Raw genomic sequence first — 23107 nt, forward strand, 5'->3', positions numbered from 1 at the left:
GATGGCACTTCTTGAAATCGAAAACCTGGTCGTCGAGTTCGAGACGGCCTCCGGTCCCTTCCGCGCCGTCAACGGCGTCTCGATGAAGGTCCACGAGGGCGAGGTTCTCGCCATCGTCGGCGAGTCCGGCTCGGGCAAGTCGGTGTCGATGCTGGCGGCGATGGGCTTGCTGCCCTGGACGGCCAAGGTCACCGCCGACAAGCTGACCTTCAACGGTCGCGACCTGCTCGGAATGCCGGCAAACGAACGGCGCAAGATTATCGGCAAGGACATTGCCATGATCTTCCAGGAGCCGGTGGCGAGCCTCAACCCGTGCTTCACCGTCGGCTTTCAGATCGAGGAAGTGCTGCGCGTGCACATGGGCCTCGACAAGGCTGCGCGCCGCAAGCGCGCGATCGAGCTGTTCCAGGCTGTCGGTATCCCAGACCCGGCCGAGCGTCTCAATTCCTACCCGCACCAGATGTCCGGCGGTCAGTGCCAGCGCGTGATGATCGCCATCGCCATTGCCTGCAATCCGAAGCTGCTCATCGCCGACGAGCCGACCACAGCACTCGACGTGACGATCCAGAAGCAGATCCTCGACCTCTTGATGAAGCTGCAGGCCGACCATGGCATGGGCCTGATCATGATCACCCACAACATGGGCGTTGTGGCCGAGACTGCCGACCGCGTGGTCGTGCAGTATAAGGGCCGCAAGATGGAAGAAGCCGACGTGCTGACGCTGTTCGCGAACCCGAAGAGCAACTACACGCGCGCGCTGCTGGCGGCACTGCCGGACAATGCGACGGGGGATCGCCTGCCGACGATCTCGGAACTCTTCGTCGACGACCAGGTGGAAGGGGCTGCACGATGAGCGTCATTCTCGAAGCGCGCAACATCGTGCGCGACTACCACGTGCCCGGCAGCTTTCTGAAGAAGGCCAAGACCGTTCACGCCGTCAAGGGCGTGAGCTTCCAGGTCGAGAAGGGCAAGACGCTGGCGATCGTCGGCGAAAGCGGCTGCGGCAAATCCACGCTCGGCCGCATCCTGACGCTGATCGATCCGGCGACGTCGGGCGAGCTGTTGATCGAAGGCAAGACCGTCGACATTGCCAAGGGTGACCTGACGCCCGAGATGCGCCGCAAGGTGCAGATCGTGTTCCAGAACCCTTATGGCTCGCTCAACCCGCGCCAGAAGATCGGCGACATCCTGACCGAGCCGCTGGTCATCAACACCAAGACGCCGGCCGACGAACGCCGCGACCGGGCGATGACGTTGTTGAAGAAGGTCGGCCTCGAAGAGAAGCATTACAACCGCTATCCGCACATGTTCTCGGGCGGCCAGCGCCAGCGCATCGCAATCGCGCGTGCGCTGATGCTGAACCCGAAGCTGCTGGTGCTGGACGAGCCTGTGTCGGCGCTCGATCTGTCTGTGCAGGCCCAGGTGCTGAACCTGCTCGCCGACCTGCAGGATGAGTTCCAGCTGACCTACGTCTTCATCAGCCACGACCTTTCGGTGGTGCGCTACATCGCCGACGAGGTGATGGTGATGTATTTTGGCGAGGCGGTCGAATATGGCAGCCGCGACGAGGTCTTCGCCGACCCCAAGCACAGCTATACCAAGACGCTGTTTGCAGCGACGCCGCGTGCCGATGTCGAGAGCATCCGCGCGCGCCTCGCCAGGAAGAAAGCCGCCTGACCGGCTGGCGACTATGACTGACCGACCATTGCTTCGGCCCGGAAATCGACAACGGTTTCCGGGCCGAAGCTTTTCCGGACCTGTTCTCGCACTGATAGGCCGCGCACGTAGCACAATGTTTTGGGCCAGCGGCCCAAAACGCCAATTTCGTCTCTCGCAAAAAGGCTTTCCCGGATCATAATCCCGGCCATCATCACTACAGCGCCGCGCGCTCACTTGGACGCGCAAAGGACGTTGTGAATTCTGGATCGGTGCATGATCCTTTCCGAAAATCGATTCCGATTTTCGGCGTCATGCACCAGGGCCCGGCGACGCCGCCGTGCCGAGGGCTTGGAGGCTGACATGGCGGGTTTTGAGATTTCGAGACGCAAGGTTCTGGCGGGATCGGCGTTCCTGCTGGCCTCGACGGCACTGCCCTCGATCGGCTGGAGCCAGGCCAGGAAGGGCGGGCGACTGGTGGTCGCCGCCGATTCCGAGCCGCGCAACCTGAACCCGGCGATCGTTGCCTCCAACGGCGTGTTCTTCGTGTCGAGCAAGGTTGTCGAACCGCTGGCCGAGGCCTCGTTCGACGGCGAGGATGGGCTCGAGCCGCGGCTGGCGACGAGCTGGGAAGGCTCTGCCGACGGCCTGTCCGTCACCTTCAAGCTGCGCGAGGGTGTGACCTGGCACGACGGCCAGCCATTCAGCTCGGCCGACGTGGCATTCTCGGCGCTCAATGTCTGGAAGCCGCTGCAGAATCTCGGCCGCGTCGTGTTCAAGAACCTGGAGGCGGTGGAGACGCCGGACGCAAAAACCGCCGTGTTCAAGTTCTCCAAGCCGACGCCGCTGCAGCTGATCAAGAACGCGCTGCCGGCGCTTACGTCGGTGGTTCCGAAGCATGTCTATGATGGCAAGGATATTGCCGAGAACCCGGCCAATAACGCGCCGATCGGCACCGGACCCTTCAAGTTCGCCGAGCACAAGGCGGGCGAATATTACCGGCTGGAACGTTACGACAAATACTGGGGCGAAGGCGAGCCTCAGCTCGACGAGATCATCTATCGCGTGCTGCCCGACCGCGCCGCGGCCGCCGGCGCGCTGGAGGCGGAAGAGATCCAGCTTGCGGCTTTCTCTGCCGTGCCGTTGGCCGATCTCGAGCGCATCTCCAAGGTTCCCGGTATCAAGGTCATCACTGAAGGCTACGAAGCGTTGACCTACCAACTGGTGGTCGAGATCAATCATCGCCGCAAGGAGCTGGCCGACCTCAAGGTGCGCCAGGCGATCGCCCATGCCATCGACAAGGATTTCGTCGTCAAGACGATCTTCCTGGGCTATGCCAAGCCGGCGACCGGCATCGTGCCGCAGAACGACAAGCAGTTCTACACGCCTGATGTTGCGACCTATGGCTTCGACGTCGCCAAGGCGAACGCACTGCTGGATGAAGCCGGCTATCCGAAGAAGGATGACGGCAAGCGTTTTGCGCTCAAGCTTCTGCCGGCGCCCTATTTCAACGAGACCAGGCAGTTCGGCGACTATCTGCGCCAGGCGCTGGCCGCCGTCGGCATCGATGCCGAGATCGTCAACAACGATTCTGCCGCCCACCAGAAGGCCGTCTACACCGAGCACGCCTTCGACATCGCCATCGCCCCGCCGGTGTTCCGCGGCGACCCGGCGATCTCGACGACGATCCTGGTGCAGTCGGGTATTCCTGACGGTGTGCCCTTCTCCAACCAGGGCGGCTACAAGAACGACGAACTCGACGCGCTGATCGCCAAGGCGGCGGAGACGCTGGATCCGGCGGCGCGCATCGAGCTCTACAAGCAGTTCCAGAAGAAGGTGGCGGCCGACCTGCCGCTGATCAATGTGGCCGAATGGGGCTTCATCACCGTCGCGCGCGACACGGTGAAGAATGTGTCGAACAACCCGCGCTGGGCGGTCTCGAACTGGGCGGACACCTATGTCGAAACGTGACATCATCGCCTGAGCTGGGATGATGATCCGTTACTGAGCATGCCCCTGGAAGTCGCAGTGACTGAACCTACCCCCACCCCTTACGCCTCCCCACAGAGCGTAAGGGGACATGATGCCGCGTGCCCTTCATTTGGCGCGCGGTTCATCTTGACGGGGCAGGCGACCCCAGAATTCCCCTTCCCCTTGTGGGGGGCTAGGGGTGGGGGCAATTTCTTCACTCCGGCAACCCCCAACGGGCTGCTCGGGGCACTTTCCCCACAAGGGGCAGGGTAATGAATCGCGCCTGGGGCCTGTTGAAGCGCCGGCTGATCGGCAGCATTCCGGTGCTGCTGATCGTGGTTGTCGGCTCGTTCCTGCTGCTCGAGGCGGCGCCCGGCGACGCTGTCGATGCTTACGTCGCCTCGGTCGGCGGCGACGCCGGCATGATCGAGGCGCTGCGGACAAGCTGGGGCCTCGATGCCTCGCCGATGACGCGGCTCGCCGCCTATCTCTGGGCGCTGCTGCATCTTGATCTCGGCCACTCGGTCGCCTTCTCCCGCCCGGTGCTCGACGTTGTGCTGGAGCGGCTGCCGAACACGCTGCTTTTGATGGGGGCGGCAACGGCGCTGTCCTTCGCGCTTGGCACCACGCTCGGCATCCTGGCTGGCGCGCGGCCAGGCAGCGCCCGCGACCGGCTTCTGTCGATCGGTTCGCTGGCGCTCTATGCCGTGCCCGGCTTCTGGCTGGCGCTGGTGCTGACCATCGTCTTTTCAGTCGAGTTGCGCTGGCTGCCGCTCTCGGGCATGGAGACCATCGCCTCCGGCAAGACCGGCATCGCCCGCATGCTCGACATCGCCAGGCACATGGTGCTGCCGGTGACGAGCCTCGGCCTGATCTATCTCGCGCTCTATCTCAGAATGATGCGGGCCGGCATGGCCGAGGTCTGGCGCATGGACTTTACCCTGGCCGCCCGTGCGCGCGGCATCCCCAGGCGGCGCATCGTGCTCGCCCATGTCGCGCGCAACGCGCTGCTGCCGCTGGTCACCATGCTCAGCCTGCAGTCGGCGCAGATGCTGGGTGGCAGCGTGGTGATCGAAAGCGTGTTTTCGGTGCCGGGTCTCGGCCGGCTGGCGCAAGAGGCCGTGGGCTCGCGTGACACGCCGCTGCTGATCGGCATCATTCTGGTCAGCGCCTTCCTGGTGATCGTCATCAACCTGCTTGTCGACATCGCCTATGCCGTGCTCGACCCGCGCGTTGGCGCGAGCGAGGTCAAAGCATGAGCCTCTCTCGTCTGTTTCGCACGCCGGAGGCCGCCGCCGGCCTGGTCATCCTTGGCCTGCTTGTCGCCATGGCTGTCGCCGCGCCGTGGCTGTTCCCACGCGACCCGCTGGCGATTGCCGGCCAGCCGCTCTTGCCCCCGTTCCAGGACTGGGCCCTGCCGCTCGGCACTGACCGCCTTGGCCGCGATGTGGTCGCTGGGCTGTTCCATGGCGCCCGCACCTCGCTGGCCGTCGGGCTTGCCGCCGCTGCCGCCTCGATCCTCGTCGGCAGCATCGTCGGCACGGTGGCCGGCTTTGCCGGCGGGCTTGTCGACGAAGTGCTGATGCGTATCACCGACGCCTTCCAGACAGTGCCGGGCTTCTTGCTGTCGCTGGCGCTGGTCAGTGTCGTCGGGCCGTCGCTTTCGGTCGTGGTGGCAGCGATCGCGCTCAGCGCCTGGACCGGCCCGACGCGCATCGCGCGTGCCGAAGTGCTGTCGATCCGCGAGCGCGACTATGTCGCTTCGGCGCGGGTGATCGGCATGCATCCGGTCGAGATCGCCTTCCGCGAGGTGCTGCCCAATGCGTTGCCACCGGTCTTGGCGCTGTCGTCGGTAATCGTTGCCGCCGCCATCCTGACCGAGGCGGCGCTGTCCTTCCTCGGTCTCGGCGACCCCAACCGCGTCACCTGGGGCGGCATGATCGCGGAGGGCAGGGCGGTGCTGCGGTCGGCGCCTTACCTCTCCGTCATCCCCGGTATCGCGCTGGTGCTTTCAGTCCTCGGCGTCTACCTCGCCGGCGAAGGCGTGGTTGAAGGCACGGCGGCACGGGAGGGGCAGGCATGAAGCCGCTGCTCGAACTGCGTGGTCTCGGCGTGTGCTACAACGGCGCAGTGGCGCCGGCGCTCGAAGGCGTCGACCTCGATCTGGCCGCCGGCGAAAGGCTGGCGATCATCGGCGAGAGTGGCTCGGGCAAAAGCACGCTGGCCCGGGCCATATCAGGGTTGCTGCCGCAGACGGCGAGACTTCAGGGCACCGTCGCATGGCCGGGGCTCGATCATCCGGCGCGCAACGGCCGCGACATCGGCTTCGTCTTCCAGGATCCAGCTTCGAGCCTCGATCCGGTCATGTCGGTCGGCGACCAGGTCGCCGAGGTGGCGCACGCCAATCTCGACATCGACTGGGGTGCTGCACGGCGGCTGGCGGTCGAACTGCTGGACAGGGTGAAATTGCCGGAGCCCGAGGCGCTGGCGCGGGCATATCCGCATCAGTTGTCGGGCGGACAGAAACAGCGCGTGGTGATCGCAGCGGCCATCGTGGCGTGTCCGAAACTGCTGATCGCCGACGAAGCGACGAGCGCGCTCGACACAATCGTCCAGGCCGAGATCGTGGCGCTGATCCGCCGGTTCGTGGCCGAGGATGGCATGGCGCTGCTGTTCGTCAGCCATGACATAGCACTTGCCGCCAACCTGGCCGACCGCATCGCCGTGTTCCGTCACGGCCGCATGGTCGAAATGGCGGCGACGGCCGAGTTGCTGGCGCGGCCAAGGAGCGACTACAGCCGCGCGCTGCTGGCGGCACATCTGGGGCTGAAAGCCCATTCTGGTGCCAGCCGATGAGCGCGCTGCTGCAGGTCGAGGGGCTGTCGAAGCGCTACTGGCGCGGCGACAGGGATTTCTCCGCCCTCGATGGCATTTCCTTTTCTATTGCGCCGGGGGAGACGCTGGCGCTGGTCGGACCCTCCGGCTCGGGCAAGTCGACGGTGGCGCGTATCCTGCTGCGGCTGGTCGAGCCCGATGCCGGCAGCATCCGCTTCAACGGCGAGGAATTGTTGGGATTGCGGGGGGCAGCCTTGAGGGCCACCCGGACGAAGCTGCAGATGGTGTTCCAGGATCCGCTGGCGGCATTCAACCCGCGCGCCACGGTGGCCCGCCTGATCGACGATCCGCTGCGCATTCACGGCATCGTCGGGCGCGCCGATCGACCCAAGGCAATCGCAGCGCTGCTGGAGCGTGTCGGTCTCGCCGCCGAGCTCGCCAGCCGTCGCGTGCACGAAATATCGGGCGGCCAGCGCCAGCGCGTGGCGATCGCGCGCGCGCTTGCTACCCGGCCGGCGCTGATCGTGCTCGACGAAGCGTTGTCGGCGCTGGACGTGCTGGTGCGCGGCGACATCCTCAACCTGCTTGCCGAGCTGCAACGGGACGAGGGCGTCGCCTATCTCTTCATCTCCCACGACCTTGGTGCGGTGCGCGCCGTAGCCCACCGCATCGCGATCATGGACAGCGGTCGTATCGTCGAAGAGGGCGACGCCGCCGCCGTGATAGCCGCGCCCGCCTCGGCCACGGGCCGGGCGCTGGTCGCGGCCACGCCGGAACTGCCTGTGTTCCCAAGGTTGCCTGTTTTCAAGGAGACCGTTTCGTGACCGAACATGCCATGCGCGCCGAAAAGCTCGCTGCCGAACTTGACTCCGCCTTTCGCAACCGCGCCGATCTCTACCGGCTGATGCTGGATGAACTTGCCGCCGAGCTTGGCGACGCCAAGGCGGAAGAAGTCCTGGTAAGGGCGATCGAGAAGCGCGGCCGCGAGGTCGCACAGGTGGCGTTCGCCAGCTTCGGGCCGAACGATGCGCGCGCCATCGGCGAGGCCTTCCTGGCCGTCAGCCCGGATGGCGGGCGCATGTACCCCACCGATGTCGAGCGCAGCGACCATCACATCGCCTTCAAGGTCAAGCGCTGTCCGCTCAAGGACGCCTGGGTGGAGGCCGGTGTCGGCGACGACAGGCTGGCGACCTTGTGCCGGATCGCCGGCGCTTTCGACCGCGGCCTGTTCGAGGCGACCGGTGTGCGCTTCGAAAACGTCACCTGGACGCCGGGCCATGGCTCCGGCTGCTGCCACATCTGCCTGACCGACTGCGACATCTGAGATCGCACTTGGCGCGGCTGACGGGTGCGGCGGCGATGTGCCTTGGCGGTTGTATTGGTGCGTTTGCGTCGCGAAAATCGCTTCGCGCTTTTCCTCGGGTTGCCGTCGTGCGACGATTCGTCAGCGGCGTGAGTCGCGGATCGGCACATACGGGGAAATGCGATGTACAAATTCGAGGTCTACAAGGACAAGGGCGGCGAGTTTCGGTTCCGCTTCAGGGCTTCCAATGGCGAGGTGATGTTCAGCTCGGAAGGCTATTCGGCCAAGGCATCGGCGCTGAAGGCGATCGAGTCGATCAAGAAGAACACGCCCGGCGCCACGGTGGAGGATCAGACCACGGCGGTCGCCTGACGGGCGGCATTTCCACGGCGGGCCGATAGGTCGGCCCGTCTCCAGCCTGTTGTTCCAGCATGATCTCTGGCTGCCTGCTTGTCGATCATGCGCTGGTCGTTGCAACTGCGCATCGTGGCTCGTGACGTGCTCCGGCCGATGCGCCAGAACCTGGAGAGACAAATGGGTATCGAAAGCTTGCTCGTCTTCCTGATCGTCGGCGCCGTTGCCGGCTGGCTCGCCGGCCAGTTGGTCAAGGGCTACGGCTTCGGCCTGATCGGCAACATCGTGGTCGGTATCGTCGGCGCGCTGATCGCCGGCTGGCTGCTTCCGACGATCGGCATCAGCCTGGGCTCGGGCATCATAGCTGCCATCATCCATGCCACCATCGGCGCGGTGATCCTGCTCGTACTGCTCAGACTGGTGAAACAAGCCTAGCGAAACCAACCCGAGACGTAGTTGCGATCGCCGGCAAGCACAGCTTCGCCGGCGATCTTTTTTGTCCCCTCTTGAAAAGGTCTGGCGGCGCTAGTCGGCGCGCTTCCGCGGCTCTGCGATCTTGCTCGCCAGTCCGAGCACGCCGAGCAACCTGATGGTCAGGTAGGTGACGTCGAATTCCCACCAGTGGTGGCCGTGGCGGGCCGAGCGCGGGTCGGCGTGGTGGTTGTTGTGCCAGCCCTCGCCATTGCTGAGCAGGCCGACGATGACGTTGTTGGTGCTGTCGTCTGTCGTGTCGTAGTTGCGGTAGCCCCAGACATGGGTGACCGAATTGACCGACCAGGTGATGTGCCAGGTAATCACGGTGCGCGCGAACACGCCCCAGACGAGCAGGCTGAGGCCGAACTGGATCGCCTCGTCAGTCGTGCCGCCGGTGATCAGGCTCGCGGCGACGCCGCCGCCGAAGAAAGCTGCCCAGGACGCGATGATGATGCCGAGATAGACATGCGGCTTGTCGAGCTTGCGGTAGAGCGGGTCGCGGACGATGTCCTTGGCGTAGCGCCCGTAGATCTGCATGCGCTCCATGTCGGGCGACTTGACCAGCAGCCAGCCGACATGGGCCCAGAGGAAGGTGACGATCGGGCTGTGCGGATCCGGCTCCTCGTCGGCGTGCTCATGGTGGCGGCGGTGCACCGCAACCCAGCGCGCCGGCGTGTCCTGGAAGGCGCAGACGGCGATGATCGCAAGCCCGTGCTCGAGCCATTTCGGGCAGGTGAAGCCGCGATGGGTGAGAAGCCTGTGGTAGCAGAGGTTGATGCCGAGCGTGCCGAAGACATAGATGCCGGCGATGCAGAGGACGACGCCGGTCCAGCTGAAGAACCAGGGCAGCAAGGCGTAGAGCGCGACGACATGATAGAAGGCGAGGCCGCTCAAATTGAGCCAGTCGATGCGGGCCAGAAGCGGTCGGCGCGCAATTGCGGGCGTGGCGGACGACGCCGCGATCTGGTCGGACATAGATGCTCCCATTTGCGGCCCGGATCGCTTCCCCACGATCGAGCCGCCTCCTCCGTTTCGGGCGAGGTTGCGCAGTTTCTAATTCAGGGTCAAGGCACGTTTGGAATTACCCCGAAATATGAGTGCGGACGGTGGGCCGTGGCGGCGACCTACTGCTATTGGGGATGCGGGTTTGGCCGGATCATCGGGGAAGGTAGATCGCCCAAGAATGTGCCTGGGACGCCGCGGACACGGAAGTTCCACAGCAGTCGATCCAGGCGCTGGAACTCCCGCAAAGGGAGCTGCGCTGGCTGGACAATCAGTCGTGATGCAGGCAGTCGTCGCAGAGGCCGAATTTCCAGGCGGCAGCGGTGACGCCGATGAAGCGATTATGACAATGGACGCATTCCATGTTGCCATATCCCCGCGGCGAAGGCGGTGACAGAGATCTCTGCGCCGCGATGTAAGTCTCGCGCCGACGCACCAACTCTTCGCGGACATCACGCCGCGAATAGGATACTTGAATTGCCATGACTGCCACCGCCCACTGAACTGATCTAGCCCTGCGCAATAGTCGCTGATGTTTCCCTTGGGTCAATTAGATCGATGGATTGACGTGGATCGCAACAGGCTGTGTCAGCCCATCGGACCTGTGCCCGACGACCCCAGGCGCCGCTGCCGCTGCTGAGCGTTTCAGCCTTGGCTTCCAGCCAGTTGCGGGTATCGGCGGGAACATCCGCCGATCCGTTGAGCAGCGGATTGCGCGCCGTGCCTGGTAAAGACGTCGTGATAGTGGACGATCGACAACGGCAAGCGTTGCTGTTCGGCCGGAATCGGGTCGAACAGGTGGTGCGGAAAGTTGTGCGGTGCCGACAAGGTGCGCATCGTCAGGCCGCTGCCCGGTATGGCCAACGACAGGCAGGCCTGCGAACTGTCCCACAGCTCGCTTCCCCGGGCGGAAACGCGCCGTGGCCCGCCTCGACACGATGGCTGACATTGGGCGCGAGCTTTGCTGCCACCGAACGCTCGAAATAGCCGAGTAGCCGAGGATACGGTCTTCTCGCCGAACCACGACGAGGCCGCCATCGTAGCTCGCTTTGACCCCAGCCTTGTCGACGGTGGTCTCGATCATTGGCACCAGGTCGTAGTCGACGCCCAAGGTCTGGGACGGCGCCTGCCAATAACCGTCCCGAGGATCGGTCGTCGCGGCCATATGTGCACAAGCCCTTGACGTCGACGGAGCCGAAGGGCGGCCGCAGCAACTTCCAGTGCCAGATCAGGTTCACGGCAGAACAGCATCTCGCTGTCCAGGCCGATAAAAGGCAGGGGCAAAAAGCAGGTGGTGGCGGAACGACACGATCCCCCTTGTTTTCAATGGGCCTTCACCGCAGCAACTGCTTGCGGCCGGTGGGGTGGTAGGCAAAGTCGTCGACCACCGCGCCGCCGAGCAGATGTTCGGTGACTATGCGGTCGACGGCGGCCTCGGTGACCCCGCCGTAATAGGTGCCTTCGGGAAAGACCTGCAGCACCGGTGCCAGGTTACAGGGGCCAAGGCAGGTCGATTTGGCGCTCATCGTGCCGTCGCCGGTCACGCGCAGCTTCTGGCGGTCCTGCTGGTTGCGCAGGTGGCCCCAGATCAGGTCCGCGCCGGCGGCATTGCACGGGCCGCCCTGGCAGACCAGCACGCGGCGTTTCTGCGCCGGCACGAGCGAGCCCTCCGGCGCCAGCCTGTCGAGCGGCGGGATGGGCGGCGTCGCATCGGCGCCGGTGACGAGGTCGGCCATCAATGCAGCTAGCAGCGGGCTTTCGGCGAGGCCATGCGCGATGCGCACCGTCGGCCAAGGTGCCGCGTCCTCGGCCTGCCACCGGCGCAGCGACTTGGTGAGCCAGGCATTGAAGCTGGGCTCGATCGGCAGCATCAGCGGCAGGATGAGGATATCGGAGAAATCCTGCTGGCGAAGTGCCGCAAGCGCCTCGCGCAGCGACGGCGTGCCTTGTTCGGTGAAGCCGAAGCTGGTGTGATCGACGCCGGGCAACGCCGCGGCGAGATCACAGAGCTGCTGCATCTGCCTGTAGGGCGCGGCAGCAAAGGCCGACCTGGCGACGAGCACGATGGCACGTCTGGCCTGGGACTGCGCGGTCTCAACTTCTGTATTGTGCAAACGATCGATCCCTGGCCTGACTGCGGTCGGGATTGTCGCAACGCATGTTGGTGGAAGGCGATGGCCGATAGCGCCGCCTGCACGAACCTGCGCTCCGGTGGTACACCCCGCCCACGGAACATCACTCGGTCAGGCAGGTCTCCTGGCTCGCGGGTCTCGGCTCATTGCCTGCCTTCCCGGCCGTCGGCCAGTGACACAATCGGCAATGCGGCTCACCGCTTACAGTTGCGGGGCAGCTTCGGTTTCGCACCGAATTCCCTCTTAGCTTCCGCCCGAAAGCAGAAGAACCATAACCGCGCGGCAAGCTATATGCGGGCAGACGCAAGTCAAGGGTTGTCGATGGACAAGTACCTAGGCCAGCAATGCGCTGCCTTGCGATCGCTTGGCGTTGCTGGACATGGTCCGGCGATGGACGACGATTGCCAAGCAGCCCTTCCGATCATGACCGTGCGCCATCGGGGCGCATTGGTAGAGACCGGAGATGGACATGCACCCCAAGCGGAATAAGCCCAGGAATGCCAGGGCCGGCTGCCTTCTGTGCAAACCGCACAAGGCGAACGGCGCCTGCCCGAGGCATATCGACATGAAAATCGGCAACCGGCGTCGATATGAAGCGGGAAGCTCGCAGTTGCGATGTGAAGGCGTCCGCGGCTGATAAGCTTGTCTGCGCGACATCGGATGTGCGAGGGGACGCGCCCGCCCATTGATTGGGGGGGGCAGGGCGGGCGCTAAGCTCGGGTGGTCCAAGGTGGGGTAAGGACGAGGTGAGCCTGTAGGTCGTTTAGAGGTTCCTAACGTAAGGTCAACCAACGCCAGCGAGCGGACGGCGCGGTCGTTCAACTTCTCGTGTAGAGCGGCTGGATCGCAAGCGGCGTCGAGCCCGTTCAGGGCAATCTGAGCGGCCGTCCACCGGTGCGTTGCCAGGACACCGGCGAGTGTCGTGAGTTACCGCCAACGTGAAGACGCTGGGAACGGCCACCAGGCGGGTCGCCAGAATGAGTGCAGAGCAGCTTTGGCCTGTTTTCGTGGGCACCCCACCAATGTGGCCCGGCATGCAATCGCGACAGCCACAGGCGAGGATCGGAGGTGTCGATGATGTGCGCGGCGGCGGCTCACCGCGTGGGCGAACGCTTCGCCGAAGGCGTTGGAGCAGGCGCGCGACGAGCTTGCCGCACATGCACGCCGTTGGCAGTGAGGACCGAAGTTACCGCTTCGCGGTGTCCGCGCTGCTCGCCAGGCTGGCAGGAAGGGACTTGCTCGAGCATTTCAGATGCATGTCCCGGGCGAATTTCTTGCGCATCTTGGCGCGATGCTCCTTGCCGGCCATGGCGATGCCGAGCCCGTATGGGCCAAGCAGCAGCCCTGCCGATACGCTCAGGGTTTCTTTCTCTTGCGCTGCGTAGTTCGCCGCCTCAGCTCGAGCTTTCGTGCAGTCCGCTGACCGCCATTTGGGATCCTTGGCAGAGAGTGTGGTGGCATAGTCGGCGGGCTGGGATGCACAGCCGGCAACTGCGAGCATCGTCACCGCAGCGAGCAGTTTGGCCTTCATCTATGAGTCCTTGCTAAACATCCGTCCATCAACACAGACAGGGCTGATTCCGCAAGGGGCGGCGGAAGAACACCAACATAGGAATATGCCTCTTTATCATAAGGAAACAAAGTTGCCTGAATTGAGGGCGTCGGCTATGCAGGGGTGTCTTAAGGGAGGAGAATGCCATGGCGAACAAAACAATCCTCAAATTTGGCCAGCCGGAAGGTGCAGATTCCAACGACCTACCGGGATGGGTGGTGGTCGACGGAAAGCCGACGATGAAAACGGCCGTCCAGCATACGACCGGGGATGGCAAGGTGCTGTCGGGAACGTGGCAGGCCACGCCAGGCACCTACCACGCCAGCTACACCGACTACGAGTTCGTCCACATGATCTCGGGTCGCATCATCATCACGCCGGATGGCGGCGCGCCCGTCGAGGTTGGGCCGGGCGACGCGTTCGTCGTGGAAGCGGATTTCAGGGGCACCTGGAAGATCATCGAGCCGGTGACGAAGCACTTCGTCGTTACGCTGGGATCGTAGGAAACACCGCGCAACCGGCGGGGATATCTCCATCGGCTGTCGAAGAAGGCTGCCGGCCGGCTCGTGCACGCGGGCGAACGCCTGATTGATTCGACCTGGTTCCGACAGTGAGCGGAACCAGGCGCACCGGTGATGCCTTGCTGGCTTAATTTCCTTGGGAAAAGGCTGGTGCAGCTTTGAATGATCAAACAACGCGAGATGCATCGCGCATGTTGCGTTCCCCGGCCGAGAATGAGCATTTTTCCAAGCTTTGCGGCCAGGACTATCGCTCGCTGCGCGACCACCACAACATCACCATCGACCTTGTCCGCGGCTGTTGCGGGCTACCACCTGTGCTTGCAGAAGGTTGACCTTTGCCCGATCTGGTTTATTTAGGCCCCGGGCAGGTATGGGGTGGTAATTCATGTTGGCAGTGGTGAATTCGCTGTGGATCGGCAACAGATTGGGGCCGGTCCACGCGGGGTGTCTGAGGTCGTTTCTTCGAAATGGGCATCGTGTCGTTCTGCATGTGTTTGACCGGCCGGAGGACGTGCCTGAAGGCGTCGAACTTTTCGACGCCCAACGGTTGATGGCTCGATCGGAAATCGTTGCGCATGAGACGACCGGTAGCCTGGCTTTGGCGTCGGATATCTATCGGTACCGCATCCTGCGGGCGGGCCTCGGCATATACGTGGATTGCGACGTCTATTGCCTGAGGCCGATCCAGCAGGAGGAATTCCTCTTCGGCTGGGAATCCGACAAGGCGATCAATGGCGCCGTGCTGGGGCTGCCTTCGCAGCATCCGGCGCTCAATGAGCTGATCACGGCATCCAGCGATCCTCATTTCATTCCATGGTGGTATCGAAGCACAAAGAGACGGTTACTGCGCCTGCGCAAGGCCATGCGCCTGCCTGTCCCGGTATCCCGCCATCGTTGGGGTGTCATTGGACCGCAGCTGTTGACCAACGTCACCCGGCGCCACGAAATTGCAGCTTCGGCCAAGCCGATCGATGTGTTCTATCCGGTCAGCTACCAGAACACCAACCTGCTCTTCGATCGCGGGCTGTCCTGGCCCGATGTAGCAACCAATCGGACGCTTGGCGTTCACTTGAGCGCGTCGGTCATATCAGGACGCGAAATCATACGCGGCAGCCTTCTGGACGCCGTTGTCACTCAATAGCTCGTTTCGAGACTGCACTGATGTCGCTGAAGAGCCGGCTAAGCTCCTTTCGTCGCGTGTATCTGGCTGCGCGCACCGTCGACACGCCGCCGACGCTTCTGTTCTGGTGGGGAAGCTACGGCTACAGGGGCGGTCCGACGATCGGCGACCTGATGGCGGTCGACAACCTGTCATCGAGGCTGCGTCTGCGCGGCGTCGAGCACGCCGTCATTTCGCATCCGGAACTGCAGATTCCGGGCCATCTGCCGGTTGATGATCTCTATGCCATCAAGCCTGCGAAAAAGCTCGTGTTCGTCTGTGGTCCGATCACCTACAGTCGCGACCTGAACGACCTTTTGTCTGTCCACAGGCTAGCGACCAAGATCGCGGCAGGCGTCAGCGTCCTTCCCAATCACGCCAGGATGAATCGCCGCTTCCATCACATTGTTGGCCGTGATGGCGTCGATCCACCGTATTTCGATCTCGCCGTTTCGGAGACCGTTGAACCCACTGGAAAGGAGAGGCTCGAGACCGCAGGTGTTTGCCTGCGTGGCCCTCAAGGCGAGTATGGCGCCAGGCGAGTTGCGATGGCACCTCAGGCATTGGCGATGTTCCAAGATGTGGTGCGCGGGTCGACGCTACACCCGATCGAGATCGACACGGTGCTATCACCTGAGAATGGTCCTGGGAAGATCCATGCCGGGTTCGCACGATCCGACATCGTGCTGACGACCCGCATGCACGGGGCGCTGTTGGCGCTCGCCGCAGGAAAGCCGGTGATTGCGATCGATCAGGTTCCCGGTGGAGCTAAGGTTTCAGCCGTGGTCGGCAGGACCGGTTGGCCATTTGTGTTCCAGGCGGAAAAGGTGTCTGCCGAAACGGTGCGTGCGGCTCTTGACGAATTGCGCGCCGGCAATTGGCGGGCCCATCTGGTCGGAGCCCAGGCCAGGATCCGTGCGCTTGTCGAAGATGCTCTCGCGGCAAGCGTCGACGCCATCACGGAGTGATCCGTCTGCACCTCGTGGGGCGAAGGACAGTCCCGAAATGGGCATAGATTTCCGGTGCCGCGTGGGCATCTGGAAGGAGCTGATTTTCCTGGGAAACTGGTGCCGCTTGCGTGACTCGAACACGCGACCCCATCATTACGAATGATGTGCTCTACCAACTGAGCTAAAGCGGCTTCCAGGCAACGCAGCCTGGCGGCCGCGCGACGGTGTGTGCCTGATAACTTCAAAGCGCTGCGATTGCAAGACGCCTTCTGAGGCTTTCGACAGGCGGGACAAACGTGCTGCCTGCCGGATATTCAGCGCGCCGGACGGCACCGGAACAGGTCGGGCGCCGACGGTTTACGGATGTTGTCAGCCCGTGATGCGGGCTTTGGCCGCAGCATATTCGGTGGCGAGGCGCTCGACCAACTCGGCGACGGGCACGACCTTGTCGACGGCGCCGATACCCTGGCCGCAGCCCCAGATGTCCTTCCAGGCCTTGTACTTGCCGGCTTCCTCGAAATCCATCTTGGAGGGATCTGAGACAGCGAGGTTGTCGGGGTCCATGCCGGCGGCGCGGACCGAGCCCTTGAGGTAGTTGCCGTGGATGCCGGTGAACAGATTGGAGTAGACGATGTCGGCGGCCTTGGATTCGACGATCATCTGCTTGTAGTCGTCGCCGGCGCGCGCCTCCTCGGTGGCGATGAAGGGCGAGCCGATATAGGCGAGATCAGCACCCATGGCCTGTGCCGCGAGCACCGCACCGCCATTGGCGATGGCTCCGGACAGAAGCAGCGGGCCGTCGAACCACTGGCGGATTTCCTGGATCAGGGCGAAGGGCGACAGCGTGCCGGCATGGCCGCCGGCACCGGCCGCGACCGCAATCAGGCCGTCGGCGCCCATCTTGATCGCCTTGCGGGCATGGCGGTCATGGATGATGTCGTGCAGCACGACGCCGCCATAGGAGTGTACCGCCTGGTTGACCTCCTCGACAGCACCCAGCGACGAGATGACGACCGGCACCTTGTACTTCACGCACAGGCGCAGATCGTGCTCGAGCCGCTTGTTGGACTTGTGGACGATCTGGTTGACGGCGAAGGGGGCTGCCGGACGGTCGGGATTGGCGGCGTCATGGGCGGCGAGATCTTCGGTCACCATCGCCAGCCATTCGTCGAGCTGGGCCTCTGGGCGGGCGTTGAGCGCCGGAAACGAGCCGACGATGCCGGCCTTGCATTGGGCCAGCACCAGTGGCGGATGCGAGATGATGAACAAAGGCGCGCCGATGACGGGAACACGCAGGTTTTTCTTGAGGATGTCAGGCAATGCCACGCGTCTCTCCCGGGTCTAGAAATTGACGTTTCCGTAAACGTCACTCCATATAGCAGATCGGGCACGATCGACAATGCACGAGTCTGGGCACGAGCCTGGGCACGAGTCCTGGACACCAGTCCGCCGGGGCTTGCCGTCGTCGGTTTCCGGCGTCCGCTGCGAGGCGCGACTTGTTTTGCCGGCCTTGCCGCCCATTGCACCCATTTTTGGCCGACATTTCGCTCGCGGTGCCGTTGATTGATGTCTTTTCTGCCGCTAACCATCTGGCAACACTGGCGCGTTGCGAGGAACATCGGTTGGATTCGATCGAAAAAGCGATCCGGAACGCTTTCGAAAAAGGCGATCCCGAGAATCGCGAGTTTCGCGAAAAGGTCTATCGTGCCGCCTTCGGTGCGCTCGACCGCGCGCTCAAGGCCAATCCGGCGATGACCGTGGAGGCGGCGATCGGCCGCCGCAAGTCGCTGCAGGCAAAGATCACCGAGATCGAATCGGAATTCATGCCCGCGGCCCCGGCGGTTTCGCTCGGCCAGGCCGGCGCGGCCCCGGCGCCTGATATCTCGCTCAACGGCAATGGCGCCGCCAGCGCACCGTCGGTTTCGATCGGCACCCCGGCGGCGGGTGTCACCCCCGTCGTGCCCGACATCATGCCCGACGCAGTGTTGCCCGGCGGACCGCCGATCGAAATCACGGAGAAGCGCAGCCGCGCGGAACGGCGCGCCGCCGACCGTGCCAGCGCGCGGGCCGAACGGCGCCGGCCTTATGCCGCGATGTTTCTTGCCGTGACCTTGCTTGCCATGGGCGGCATCGGCGCCTGGTGGGCGGTCCAGACCGGCCAGTTCAAGTCGGCGGCCGAGATCGACACCTCGGTGCACAATCCGCCCAAGCAGCTTGAAAGCGAGGACTTTTCGCCGACCGATGCCGGGCCGGCGCGGCCCGGCGAGGTCGACCAGTCGCGCAACTGGATCACCGTGTTCACGCCGACCGACCCGACCGATGTCAGCGCGCCGGGTGGTACCTCGGCCGAGGTTGCCAAGGACGACACCGGCAGCTTCCTGCGCATCCGCTCGGGCAACACAGGCTCGGCGATCGTCTTCGACGTCGGCCGCGGCGTGCTCGAACAGATCGCCGGAAAGCATGCGGTGTTCGACATCATTGCGCGCGCCGAGGACGGCAAGGAAACGCAGATGGCCGTCGACTGCAATTTTGGCGAGCTCGGCGACTGCGGCCGCAAGCGCTACCTCGTCGGCTACCAGCGCGGCGAGTACCTGTTCGAGATGGACGTGCCCGACAAGGAACCGGGTGCCGCCGGCACCATCGCCATCAACTCCGACCTGACCAAGGAAGGCAAGGCCGTCGACATCTACGAGATCAGGGTGTCGGTGACCGAGTAGTGCGGCCTCGCGGCGGCAACGATTTCGTTCGACGTCAGGTTTTCGGAACCGGGCCTCAGTCGAGCAGGGCCTGCAGCGTCTCGATGCGGTCGGCTTCGGCTGGTGGCTTGTCCCAGCGCAGCCGGGAGATTCTGGGAAAGCGCATGGCGACGCCCGATTTGTGGCGGGTCGAGCGGTTGAGGCCCTCGAAGGCGACCTCCAGCACCAAGCCGTTGGCCCTGTCGGCGCGCACCGAGCGCACCGGACCGAAACGCTCGACAGTGTTGTCGCGCACGAACTTGTCGATCTGCTTGAGCTCCTCGTCGGTAAAGCCGAAATAGGCTTTTCCCACCGGCACCAGCTCCTCAGCCCCCTCCGCGCCCGACCAGACGCCGAATGTGTAGTCGGAATAGAAGCTCGAACGCTTGCCGTGGCCGCGCTGGGCGTACATCAGCACGGTATCGACAATGTGCGGATCGCGCTTCCACTTGAACCACGGACCCTTGGGCCGACCGGCGAGATATGGTGAATCCAGCCGTTTCAGCATGACGCCTTCGATGATCGGATGCGGCGGTTCTCGTCGCATCGCCTCCAATTGATCCCAGCTGTCGAAGGCGACCAGCGGCGACAGGTCGAAGCGGTCGGGGTCGAGCGTGGCGATGAAGGCTTCAACACGGGCGCGGCGCGTCGTGAAGGGCAGCTCGCGCAGATCCTCGCCGTCGAGCTGGAGCAGGTCGTAGCAGCGCACGAAGGCGGGATAGCGGTCCTGCATCTTGGCTGACACGGTCTTGCGGTTCAGCCGCTGCTGCAGGTCGGAGAAGGTGCCGGTCGCCTCGCGGGGTGAGCCGACGAGTAGCTCGCCGTCGAGTGCCGCGTCGAACTCCATTGCCGCCACCACGTCGGGGAAGGCGCCGGAGACATCGTCGCCGGTGCGCGAATAGAGCCTGCGGATGCCGCCCTCCGACACCGCCTGGACACGGATGCCGTCCCATTTCCACTCGGCGGCGTAGTCGGTGGGGGCGAGTTTTTCGAGGTCGCCGTCGCCGACAGGATTGGACAGCATCACCGGCCGGAACAATGCGCGGGCAGCCTTTTCAGGCTTCGTCGCCTTGCCTTCCAGCCAGGCGAACAGGCTGGTGTAGGGTGGTGTCAGTCCGTGCCACAGCTCCTCGATCTCGGCGACGTCGACAGAACCGAGATCGGCCAGCGCCTGTTTGGCGAGGCGGGCCGAGACACCGATGCGCAAGCCACCGGTGACGAGCTTGATGATCGCGAAGCGGGCGGAGGTTTCGGCCTGATCGAGCAGCCGGGCGAGCACGGCTGGCCCGTCGGAACGGCTGGCGGATTGCAGTTTCTGCACGACCTCGGCGAGTGTGATGTCGTGGTTGGGCCGGCTTTCAGGCGCCTCCGGCCAGACCAGCGACACCGTCTCGGCAAGGTCGCCGACATAGTCGTAGGAATAGCCGAACAGGATAGGGTCCATGCGCTCGGAAACGAGCTGGCGCAGCATCGCCGGCTTGACCGAGGCGATGTCGAGTTCGCCGGTGATGGCGGCAAGGGCCAGCCCGCGATCGGGATCCTCGACCGCGCGGAAGTGGTCGGTGATGAGCTTCAGCTTGCCGTTGCGCGATGGCGTCAGCACCAGACGGTCGAGGAGTTCGGCGAAGCGGTTCATGGAAGAACCACGCCGCGCGAGGTCCGCGCTCTACGTTGCCCCCTGTCCTGCCGGACATCTCCCCCGCAAGGGGGGAGATCAGGCGCGCCTCCGGCGGCCCCATATCTTCGACGGTTGCGATTGGCCAAGGCCGCGATGAGGGCCGATCTCCCCCCTTGTGGGGGAGATGCCCGGCAGGGCAGAGGGGGGCGCTGTCCCGCAGTGTTTTCCGTCCTGTGACGGACAGCAGGCCAGACAGAGGAGCGAGCAATGCTACGGGGCTGGACCATCCTCAATCCCCCTCATCCTCATACCCCACCAGGTGCAGCGGCCTCGCAGCAATCCCGTTGAGCTCGCACCAGCGTACCAGCGCTTCCTCGCGGCCATGGGTGACCCAGACCTCGCCGGCGCCGGTTTCGGTGATGGTGGCGGTCAGCTCGTCCCAGTCGGAGTGGTCGGAGACAACGAGCGGCAGTTCGACGCCGCCTTGCTTGGCGCGCTGGCGGATGCGCATCCAGCCGGATGCGAAGGCGGCGAGCGGGTCGGGGAAGCGCCGCGCCCAGCGGTCGGCGAAGGTGGCGGAGGGGGCGACGATGATGGCGTCGGCGAAGTCGGCCTTGTCGCCATCCTCGACGGTTGCCGGTCGGAGGTCGCCGAGGTCGACACCCTGGCTCTGGTAGTATTCGCTGAGCCTGGTCAGTGCCCCGTGGATGTAGATCGGCTTGTCGTAGCCCTGGTCGCGCAGCAATCGCATCACCCGCTGGGCTTTGCCGAGTGCGTAGGCGCCGACGAGATGGGCGCGCTCGGGAAACTGCCGGGTCGATTTCAGCAGCTTGCCGATCTCCTGGGAGGCGTCGGGATGGTGGAAGACGGGCAGGGCGAAGGTGGCCTCTGATATGAACACGTCGCAGGGTACGACCTCGAAGGCAGTACAGGTCGGATCCCTGGCGCGCTTGTAGTCGCCGGAGGCGACGATGCGCATGCCGTTGCGCTCGACCGAAATCTGCGCCGAGCCGAGCACGTGGCCTGCGGGGTGGAATGACACGGTGACGTCGCCGAGCCGGATCTTCTCGCCCAATGGCATCGCTTGGGTGGTCCCGGCGAAGTCAGGCCCGCAGCGGATCGCCATGATGTCGAGCGTTTGGCGCGTCGCCAGCACCTTGGCGTGGCCAGGGCGGGCATGGTCGGAATGGCCGTGGGTGATGAGCGCGCGGTCGACCGGCCGCACGGGGTCGATGTAGAAATCGCCTGTCGGGCAGTAGAGCCCTTCGGGACGGGAATGGAGGAGGTCGCTCGGCCGCATCTCCTCAAGATAGGCATTTGCCGCTTGCGTGGAAGCCCGGTTTGGCAGTAATGCGCGCCACCCTCCTTGTCATGGATGTCGCGCTTGACGCCGTTGCAGCTCTCCTCCAACGACCTGCTTGCCGACCGGCGGGCGGACTATGCCGAAATGCTGTTCGCCTCAGGCGACCATGCCGCCGCCGCCGAACTGATGCTCGGCGCGCTGGAACTCGCCCCCGGCTGGGCCATGGGCTGGTTCCGGCTCGGCGAGATGCAGGAAGCTGCCGGCGAGATGCAGGCCGCCGCCGAGGCCTGGCGCATGTCGCTGAAGCTCGAGCCGGCCGATCGACCCGGTGCCGCGCTCAAGCTGCAGCTGATCGGGGCGGCACCTGCCGAGGACAGCCCGCCCAGCGCCTTCGTCGAAATGCTGTTCGACCAGTATGCGGAAAAGTTCGACCACGCGCTGGTCGAGACGCTGCATTATCGCGTGCCGGAACTGCTGACGGCGGCGATCGGCGCGACCGGGCGCAACACATTCGCGCACGCCGTCGATCTCGGCTGCGGCACCGGGCTGATGGGCGTGAAACTCCGGCCAGTGACGAAGCGCCTCGACGGCTACGACATCTCGGCCGAGATGCTCCGCAAGGCGCGCGACAAGGGCGTCTACGACTATCTGATCAAGGCCGACCTGCAGGAGTTGGAGCCGGTGGGGCAGACGGCCGATCTCGTCACCGCGGCCGACGTGTTCATGTATCTCGGCGCGCTCGACCGGGTGTTTGCGAGCGTGATGAAGATGCTGGCACCGGGTGGTGTGTTTGCGTTTTCGGTCGAGCGTCTTGCGGGCGAAGGGGTGTTCGATCTGCAGGAGTCCAGGCGCTATGCCCATTCCGAGGCCTATGTGCACGGGCTGATCGCCGCTGCTGGATTACGCCTGCTGTCGCTGGAGCACGCGGTCATACGCCAGGACCGCCGCACGCCGGTCGAGGGCTTGATCGTGGTGACGGATCTGGCGGTCTAGCGCCGACTGCTGCTCGGGCTGCCGAGCATGCCGCGCGAGCGCAGCGGCTTTTCAGCCGGTTTGGCAGTGGGGGCCACCTGATGCTGCAAGGCCGCCAATTGGGTCTGAAGGTCGCGGACGAGCTTTTCCAGCTCGGTGATGCGGGCTTCGTGGGAGGCGGTGTCTGTCATGGGCGAAGGCTCTCAGTTTTTGAGGCCATCTGATACGGCGGTGCCTGGAACGCAAGCCTGCTGCGTCGCGTTCCTTCCCACCCCCCTCTGCCCTGCCGGGCATCTCCCCCACAAGGAGGGAGATTAGTCGCTTCGGCGCCGTGCCATTCCTGCCGCGTCGAAGCGCGTCCAGTCTGATGAAGTATTTCCGCTCTGCTGTTGAAGACTGGACGAAGCGCTGGTGAAGGCCTGATCTCCCCCCTTGTGGGGGAGATGCCCGGCAGGGCAGAGGGGGGTGGGAGGGAACGAGACCTTGGCCGGTTGGCATACAGCTGTCCTTGATCCCTGTTTGTTCCAGATTTCGCTTGGCGCAGCCTGATCGCCGCGCTAGGCATGAGGC

24 protein-coding genes, 1 tRNA gene and 1 riboswitch are annotated in these 23107 nt (G+C 64.4%); of the genes, 16 read left to right on the forward strand and 9 right to left on the reverse strand.

Translation table 11 applies throughout. The features are described 5' to 3' along the window. Window position 1: 1 nt before the first annotated feature. From HNQ95_RS25190 to HNQ95_RS25235, 10 genes are all read left to right on the forward strand, one after another. On the forward strand, window positions 2-853 hold the full coding sequence (locus HNQ95_RS25190) for an ABC transporter ATP-binding protein (RefSeq protein WP_083948704.1): 852 nt from the start codon (window positions 2-4) through the stop codon (window positions 851-853). Beyond that, window positions 850-1677 (forward strand): ABC transporter ATP-binding protein, encoded by an 828-nt coding sequence (locus HNQ95_RS25195; RefSeq protein ID WP_067965486.1) that lies wholly within the window; start codon window positions 850-852, stop codon window positions 1675-1677. Before HNQ95_RS25190 ends, HNQ95_RS25195 begins: the two co-directional genes overlap by 4 nt. 342 nt (window positions 1678-2019) lie before the next feature. Beyond that, window positions 2020-3627 (forward strand): ABC transporter substrate-binding protein, encoded by a 1608-nt coding sequence (locus HNQ95_RS25200; RefSeq protein WP_067967118.1) that lies wholly within the window; start codon window positions 2020-2022, stop codon window positions 3625-3627. A gap of 272 nt (window positions 3628-3899) precedes the next feature. Then, window positions 3900-4886, forward strand: coding sequence for an ABC transporter permease (locus tag HNQ95_RS25205; RefSeq protein ID WP_182575553.1), 987 nt, complete (start codon window positions 3900-3902; stop codon window positions 4884-4886). Further along, window positions 4883-5710 (forward strand): ABC transporter permease, encoded by an 828-nt coding sequence (locus HNQ95_RS25210; protein ID WP_067965481.1) that lies wholly within the window; start codon window positions 4883-4885, stop codon window positions 5708-5710. The genes HNQ95_RS25205 and HNQ95_RS25210 overlap by 4 nt, the downstream gene beginning before the upstream one ends. Then, a complete protein-coding gene (locus HNQ95_RS25215; protein ID WP_067965480.1) occupies window positions 5707-6483 on the forward strand; it encodes an ABC transporter ATP-binding protein in 777 nt (258 codons plus the stop codon). Before HNQ95_RS25210 ends, HNQ95_RS25215 begins: the two co-directional genes overlap by 4 nt. Beyond that, window positions 6480-7286 (forward strand): ATP-binding cassette domain-containing protein, encoded by an 807-nt coding sequence (locus HNQ95_RS25220; RefSeq protein ID WP_067965477.1) that lies wholly within the window; start codon window positions 6480-6482, stop codon window positions 7284-7286. The genes HNQ95_RS25215 and HNQ95_RS25220 overlap by 4 nt, the downstream gene beginning before the upstream one ends. Then, the gene (locus HNQ95_RS25225; RefSeq protein WP_067965473.1) at window positions 7283-7786 is read left to right on the forward strand and encodes an L-2-amino-thiazoline-4-carboxylic acid hydrolase; all 504 of its coding nucleotides are present in this window, start codon (window positions 7283-7285) and stop codon (window positions 7784-7786) included. The genes HNQ95_RS25220 and HNQ95_RS25225 overlap by 4 nt, the downstream gene beginning before the upstream one ends. Window positions 7787-7948: 162 nt before the next feature. After that, a complete protein-coding gene (locus tag HNQ95_RS25230; RefSeq protein ID WP_067965471.1) occupies window positions 7949-8137 on the forward strand; it encodes a YegP family protein in 189 nt (62 codons plus the stop codon). 162 nt (window positions 8138-8299) lie between these two features. Next, on the forward strand, window positions 8300-8554 hold the full coding sequence (locus tag HNQ95_RS25235) for a GlsB/YeaQ/YmgE family stress response membrane protein (protein WP_067967117.1): 255 nt from the start codon (window positions 8300-8302) through the stop codon (window positions 8552-8554). Window positions 8555-8644: 90 nt separating this feature from the next. On the opposite strand, the gene HNQ95_RS25240 is transcribed toward HNQ95_RS25235, so the two are convergent. From HNQ95_RS25240 to HNQ95_RS25255, 4 genes are all read right to left on the reverse strand, one after another. Next, window positions 8645-9568 (reverse strand): acyl-CoA desaturase, encoded by a 924-nt coding sequence (locus HNQ95_RS25240; protein ID WP_246340968.1) that lies wholly within the window; start codon window positions 9566-9568, stop codon window positions 8645-8647. A gap of 672 nt (window positions 9569-10240) precedes the next feature. Continuing rightward, window positions 10241-10459, reverse strand: coding sequence for a hypothetical protein (locus HNQ95_RS25245; RefSeq protein WP_157097168.1), 219 nt, complete (start codon window positions 10457-10459; stop codon window positions 10241-10243). 470 nt (window positions 10460-10929) lie between these two features. After that, window positions 10930-11709 carry a (2Fe-2S) ferredoxin domain-containing protein gene (locus tag HNQ95_RS25250; RefSeq protein WP_246340969.1) on the reverse strand — a complete coding sequence of 260 codons (780 nt, stop codon included), beginning with the start codon at window positions 11707-11709 and terminating at the stop codon, window positions 10930-10932. A gap of 115 nt (window positions 11710-11824) precedes the next feature. Then, a riboswitch (cobalamin riboswitch) is annotated at window positions 11825-12017 on the reverse strand. 896 nt (window positions 12018-12913) lie between these two features. Beyond that, window positions 12914-13258: a hypothetical protein gene (locus HNQ95_RS25255; RefSeq protein ID WP_182575555.1), complete on the reverse strand. Its 345-nt coding sequence runs from the start codon at window positions 13256-13258 to the stop codon at window positions 12914-12916. 167 nt (window positions 13259-13425) lie between these two features. On the opposite strand from HNQ95_RS25255, the gene HNQ95_RS25260 reads away from it, so the two are divergent. The 4 genes from HNQ95_RS25260 (at window position 13426) to HNQ95_RS25275 (ending at window position 15927) form a co-directional block, all read left to right on the forward strand. Continuing rightward, on the forward strand, window positions 13426-13782 hold the full coding sequence (locus tag HNQ95_RS25260; protein WP_067965465.1) for a cupin domain-containing protein: 357 nt from the start codon (window positions 13426-13428) through the stop codon (window positions 13780-13782). Between the two features lie 209 nt (window positions 13783-13991). After that, complete coding sequence (locus tag HNQ95_RS25265) at window positions 13992-14132, forward strand: hypothetical protein (protein WP_154386918.1); 141 nt, start codon at window positions 13992-13994, stop codon at window positions 14130-14132. Window positions 14133-14185: 53 nt separating this feature from the next. Beyond that, the gene (locus HNQ95_RS25270) at window positions 14186-14941 is read left to right on the forward strand and encodes a glycosyltransferase (protein WP_154386919.1); all 756 of its coding nucleotides are present in this window, start codon (window positions 14186-14188) and stop codon (window positions 14939-14941) included. A 56-nt stretch (window positions 14942-14997) separates the two neighbouring features. Further along, complete coding sequence (locus HNQ95_RS25275; RefSeq protein WP_210289169.1) at window positions 14998-15927, forward strand: polysaccharide pyruvyl transferase family protein; 930 nt, start codon at window positions 14998-15000, stop codon at window positions 15925-15927. Between the two features lie 97 nt (window positions 15928-16024). On the opposite strand, the gene HNQ95_RS25280 is transcribed toward HNQ95_RS25275, so the two are convergent. Continuing rightward, window positions 16025-16100, reverse strand: a tRNA-Thr gene (locus HNQ95_RS25280). Between the two features lie 178 nt (window positions 16101-16278). Further along, window positions 16279-17235, reverse strand: a complete 957-nt coding sequence (locus HNQ95_RS25285) for an NAD(P)H-dependent flavin oxidoreductase (protein ID WP_182575557.1) — start codon at window positions 17233-17235, stop codon at window positions 16279-16281. Between the two features lie 296 nt (window positions 17236-17531). Between HNQ95_RS25285 and HNQ95_RS25290 the strand changes: the two genes are divergently transcribed. Next, window positions 17532-18626, forward strand: a complete 1095-nt coding sequence (locus tag HNQ95_RS25290; protein WP_182575558.1) for a hypothetical protein — start codon at window positions 17532-17534, stop codon at window positions 18624-18626. A 55-nt stretch (window positions 18627-18681) separates the two neighbouring features. On the opposite strand, the gene HNQ95_RS25295 is transcribed toward HNQ95_RS25290, so the two are convergent. Together HNQ95_RS25295 and HNQ95_RS25300 are read right to left on the reverse strand one after the other, a co-directional pair. Then, window positions 18682-20280 carry a cisplatin damage response ATP-dependent DNA ligase gene (locus HNQ95_RS25295; protein WP_182575559.1) on the reverse strand — a complete coding sequence of 533 codons (1599 nt, stop codon included), beginning with the start codon at window positions 20278-20280 and terminating at the stop codon, window positions 18682-18684. Between the two features lie 271 nt (window positions 20281-20551). Next, window positions 20552-21562: a ligase-associated DNA damage response exonuclease gene (locus tag HNQ95_RS25300; RefSeq protein WP_182575560.1), complete on the reverse strand. Its 1011-nt coding sequence runs from the start codon at window positions 21560-21562 to the stop codon at window positions 20552-20554. Window positions 21563-21646: 84 nt separating this feature from the next. Between HNQ95_RS25300 and HNQ95_RS25305 the strand changes: the two genes are divergently transcribed. Beyond that, window positions 21647-22558 carry a class I SAM-dependent methyltransferase gene (locus HNQ95_RS25305; protein WP_182575561.1) on the forward strand — a complete coding sequence of 304 codons (912 nt, stop codon included), beginning with the start codon at window positions 21647-21649 and terminating at the stop codon, window positions 22556-22558. On the opposite strand, the gene HNQ95_RS25310 is transcribed toward HNQ95_RS25305, so the two are convergent. Continuing rightward, on the reverse strand, window positions 22555-22728 hold the full coding sequence (locus tag HNQ95_RS25310) for a hypothetical protein (RefSeq protein WP_182575562.1): 174 nt from the start codon (window positions 22726-22728) through the stop codon (window positions 22555-22557). The two genes, HNQ95_RS25305 and HNQ95_RS25310, sit on opposite strands and share 4 nt — an antisense overlap. Window positions 22729-23107: the final 379 nt, after the last annotated feature.

The organism is Aminobacter ciceronei, from assembly GCF_014138625.1.
Lineage (GTDB): Bacteria > Pseudomonadota > Alphaproteobacteria > Rhizobiales > Rhizobiaceae > Aminobacter > Aminobacter ciceronei.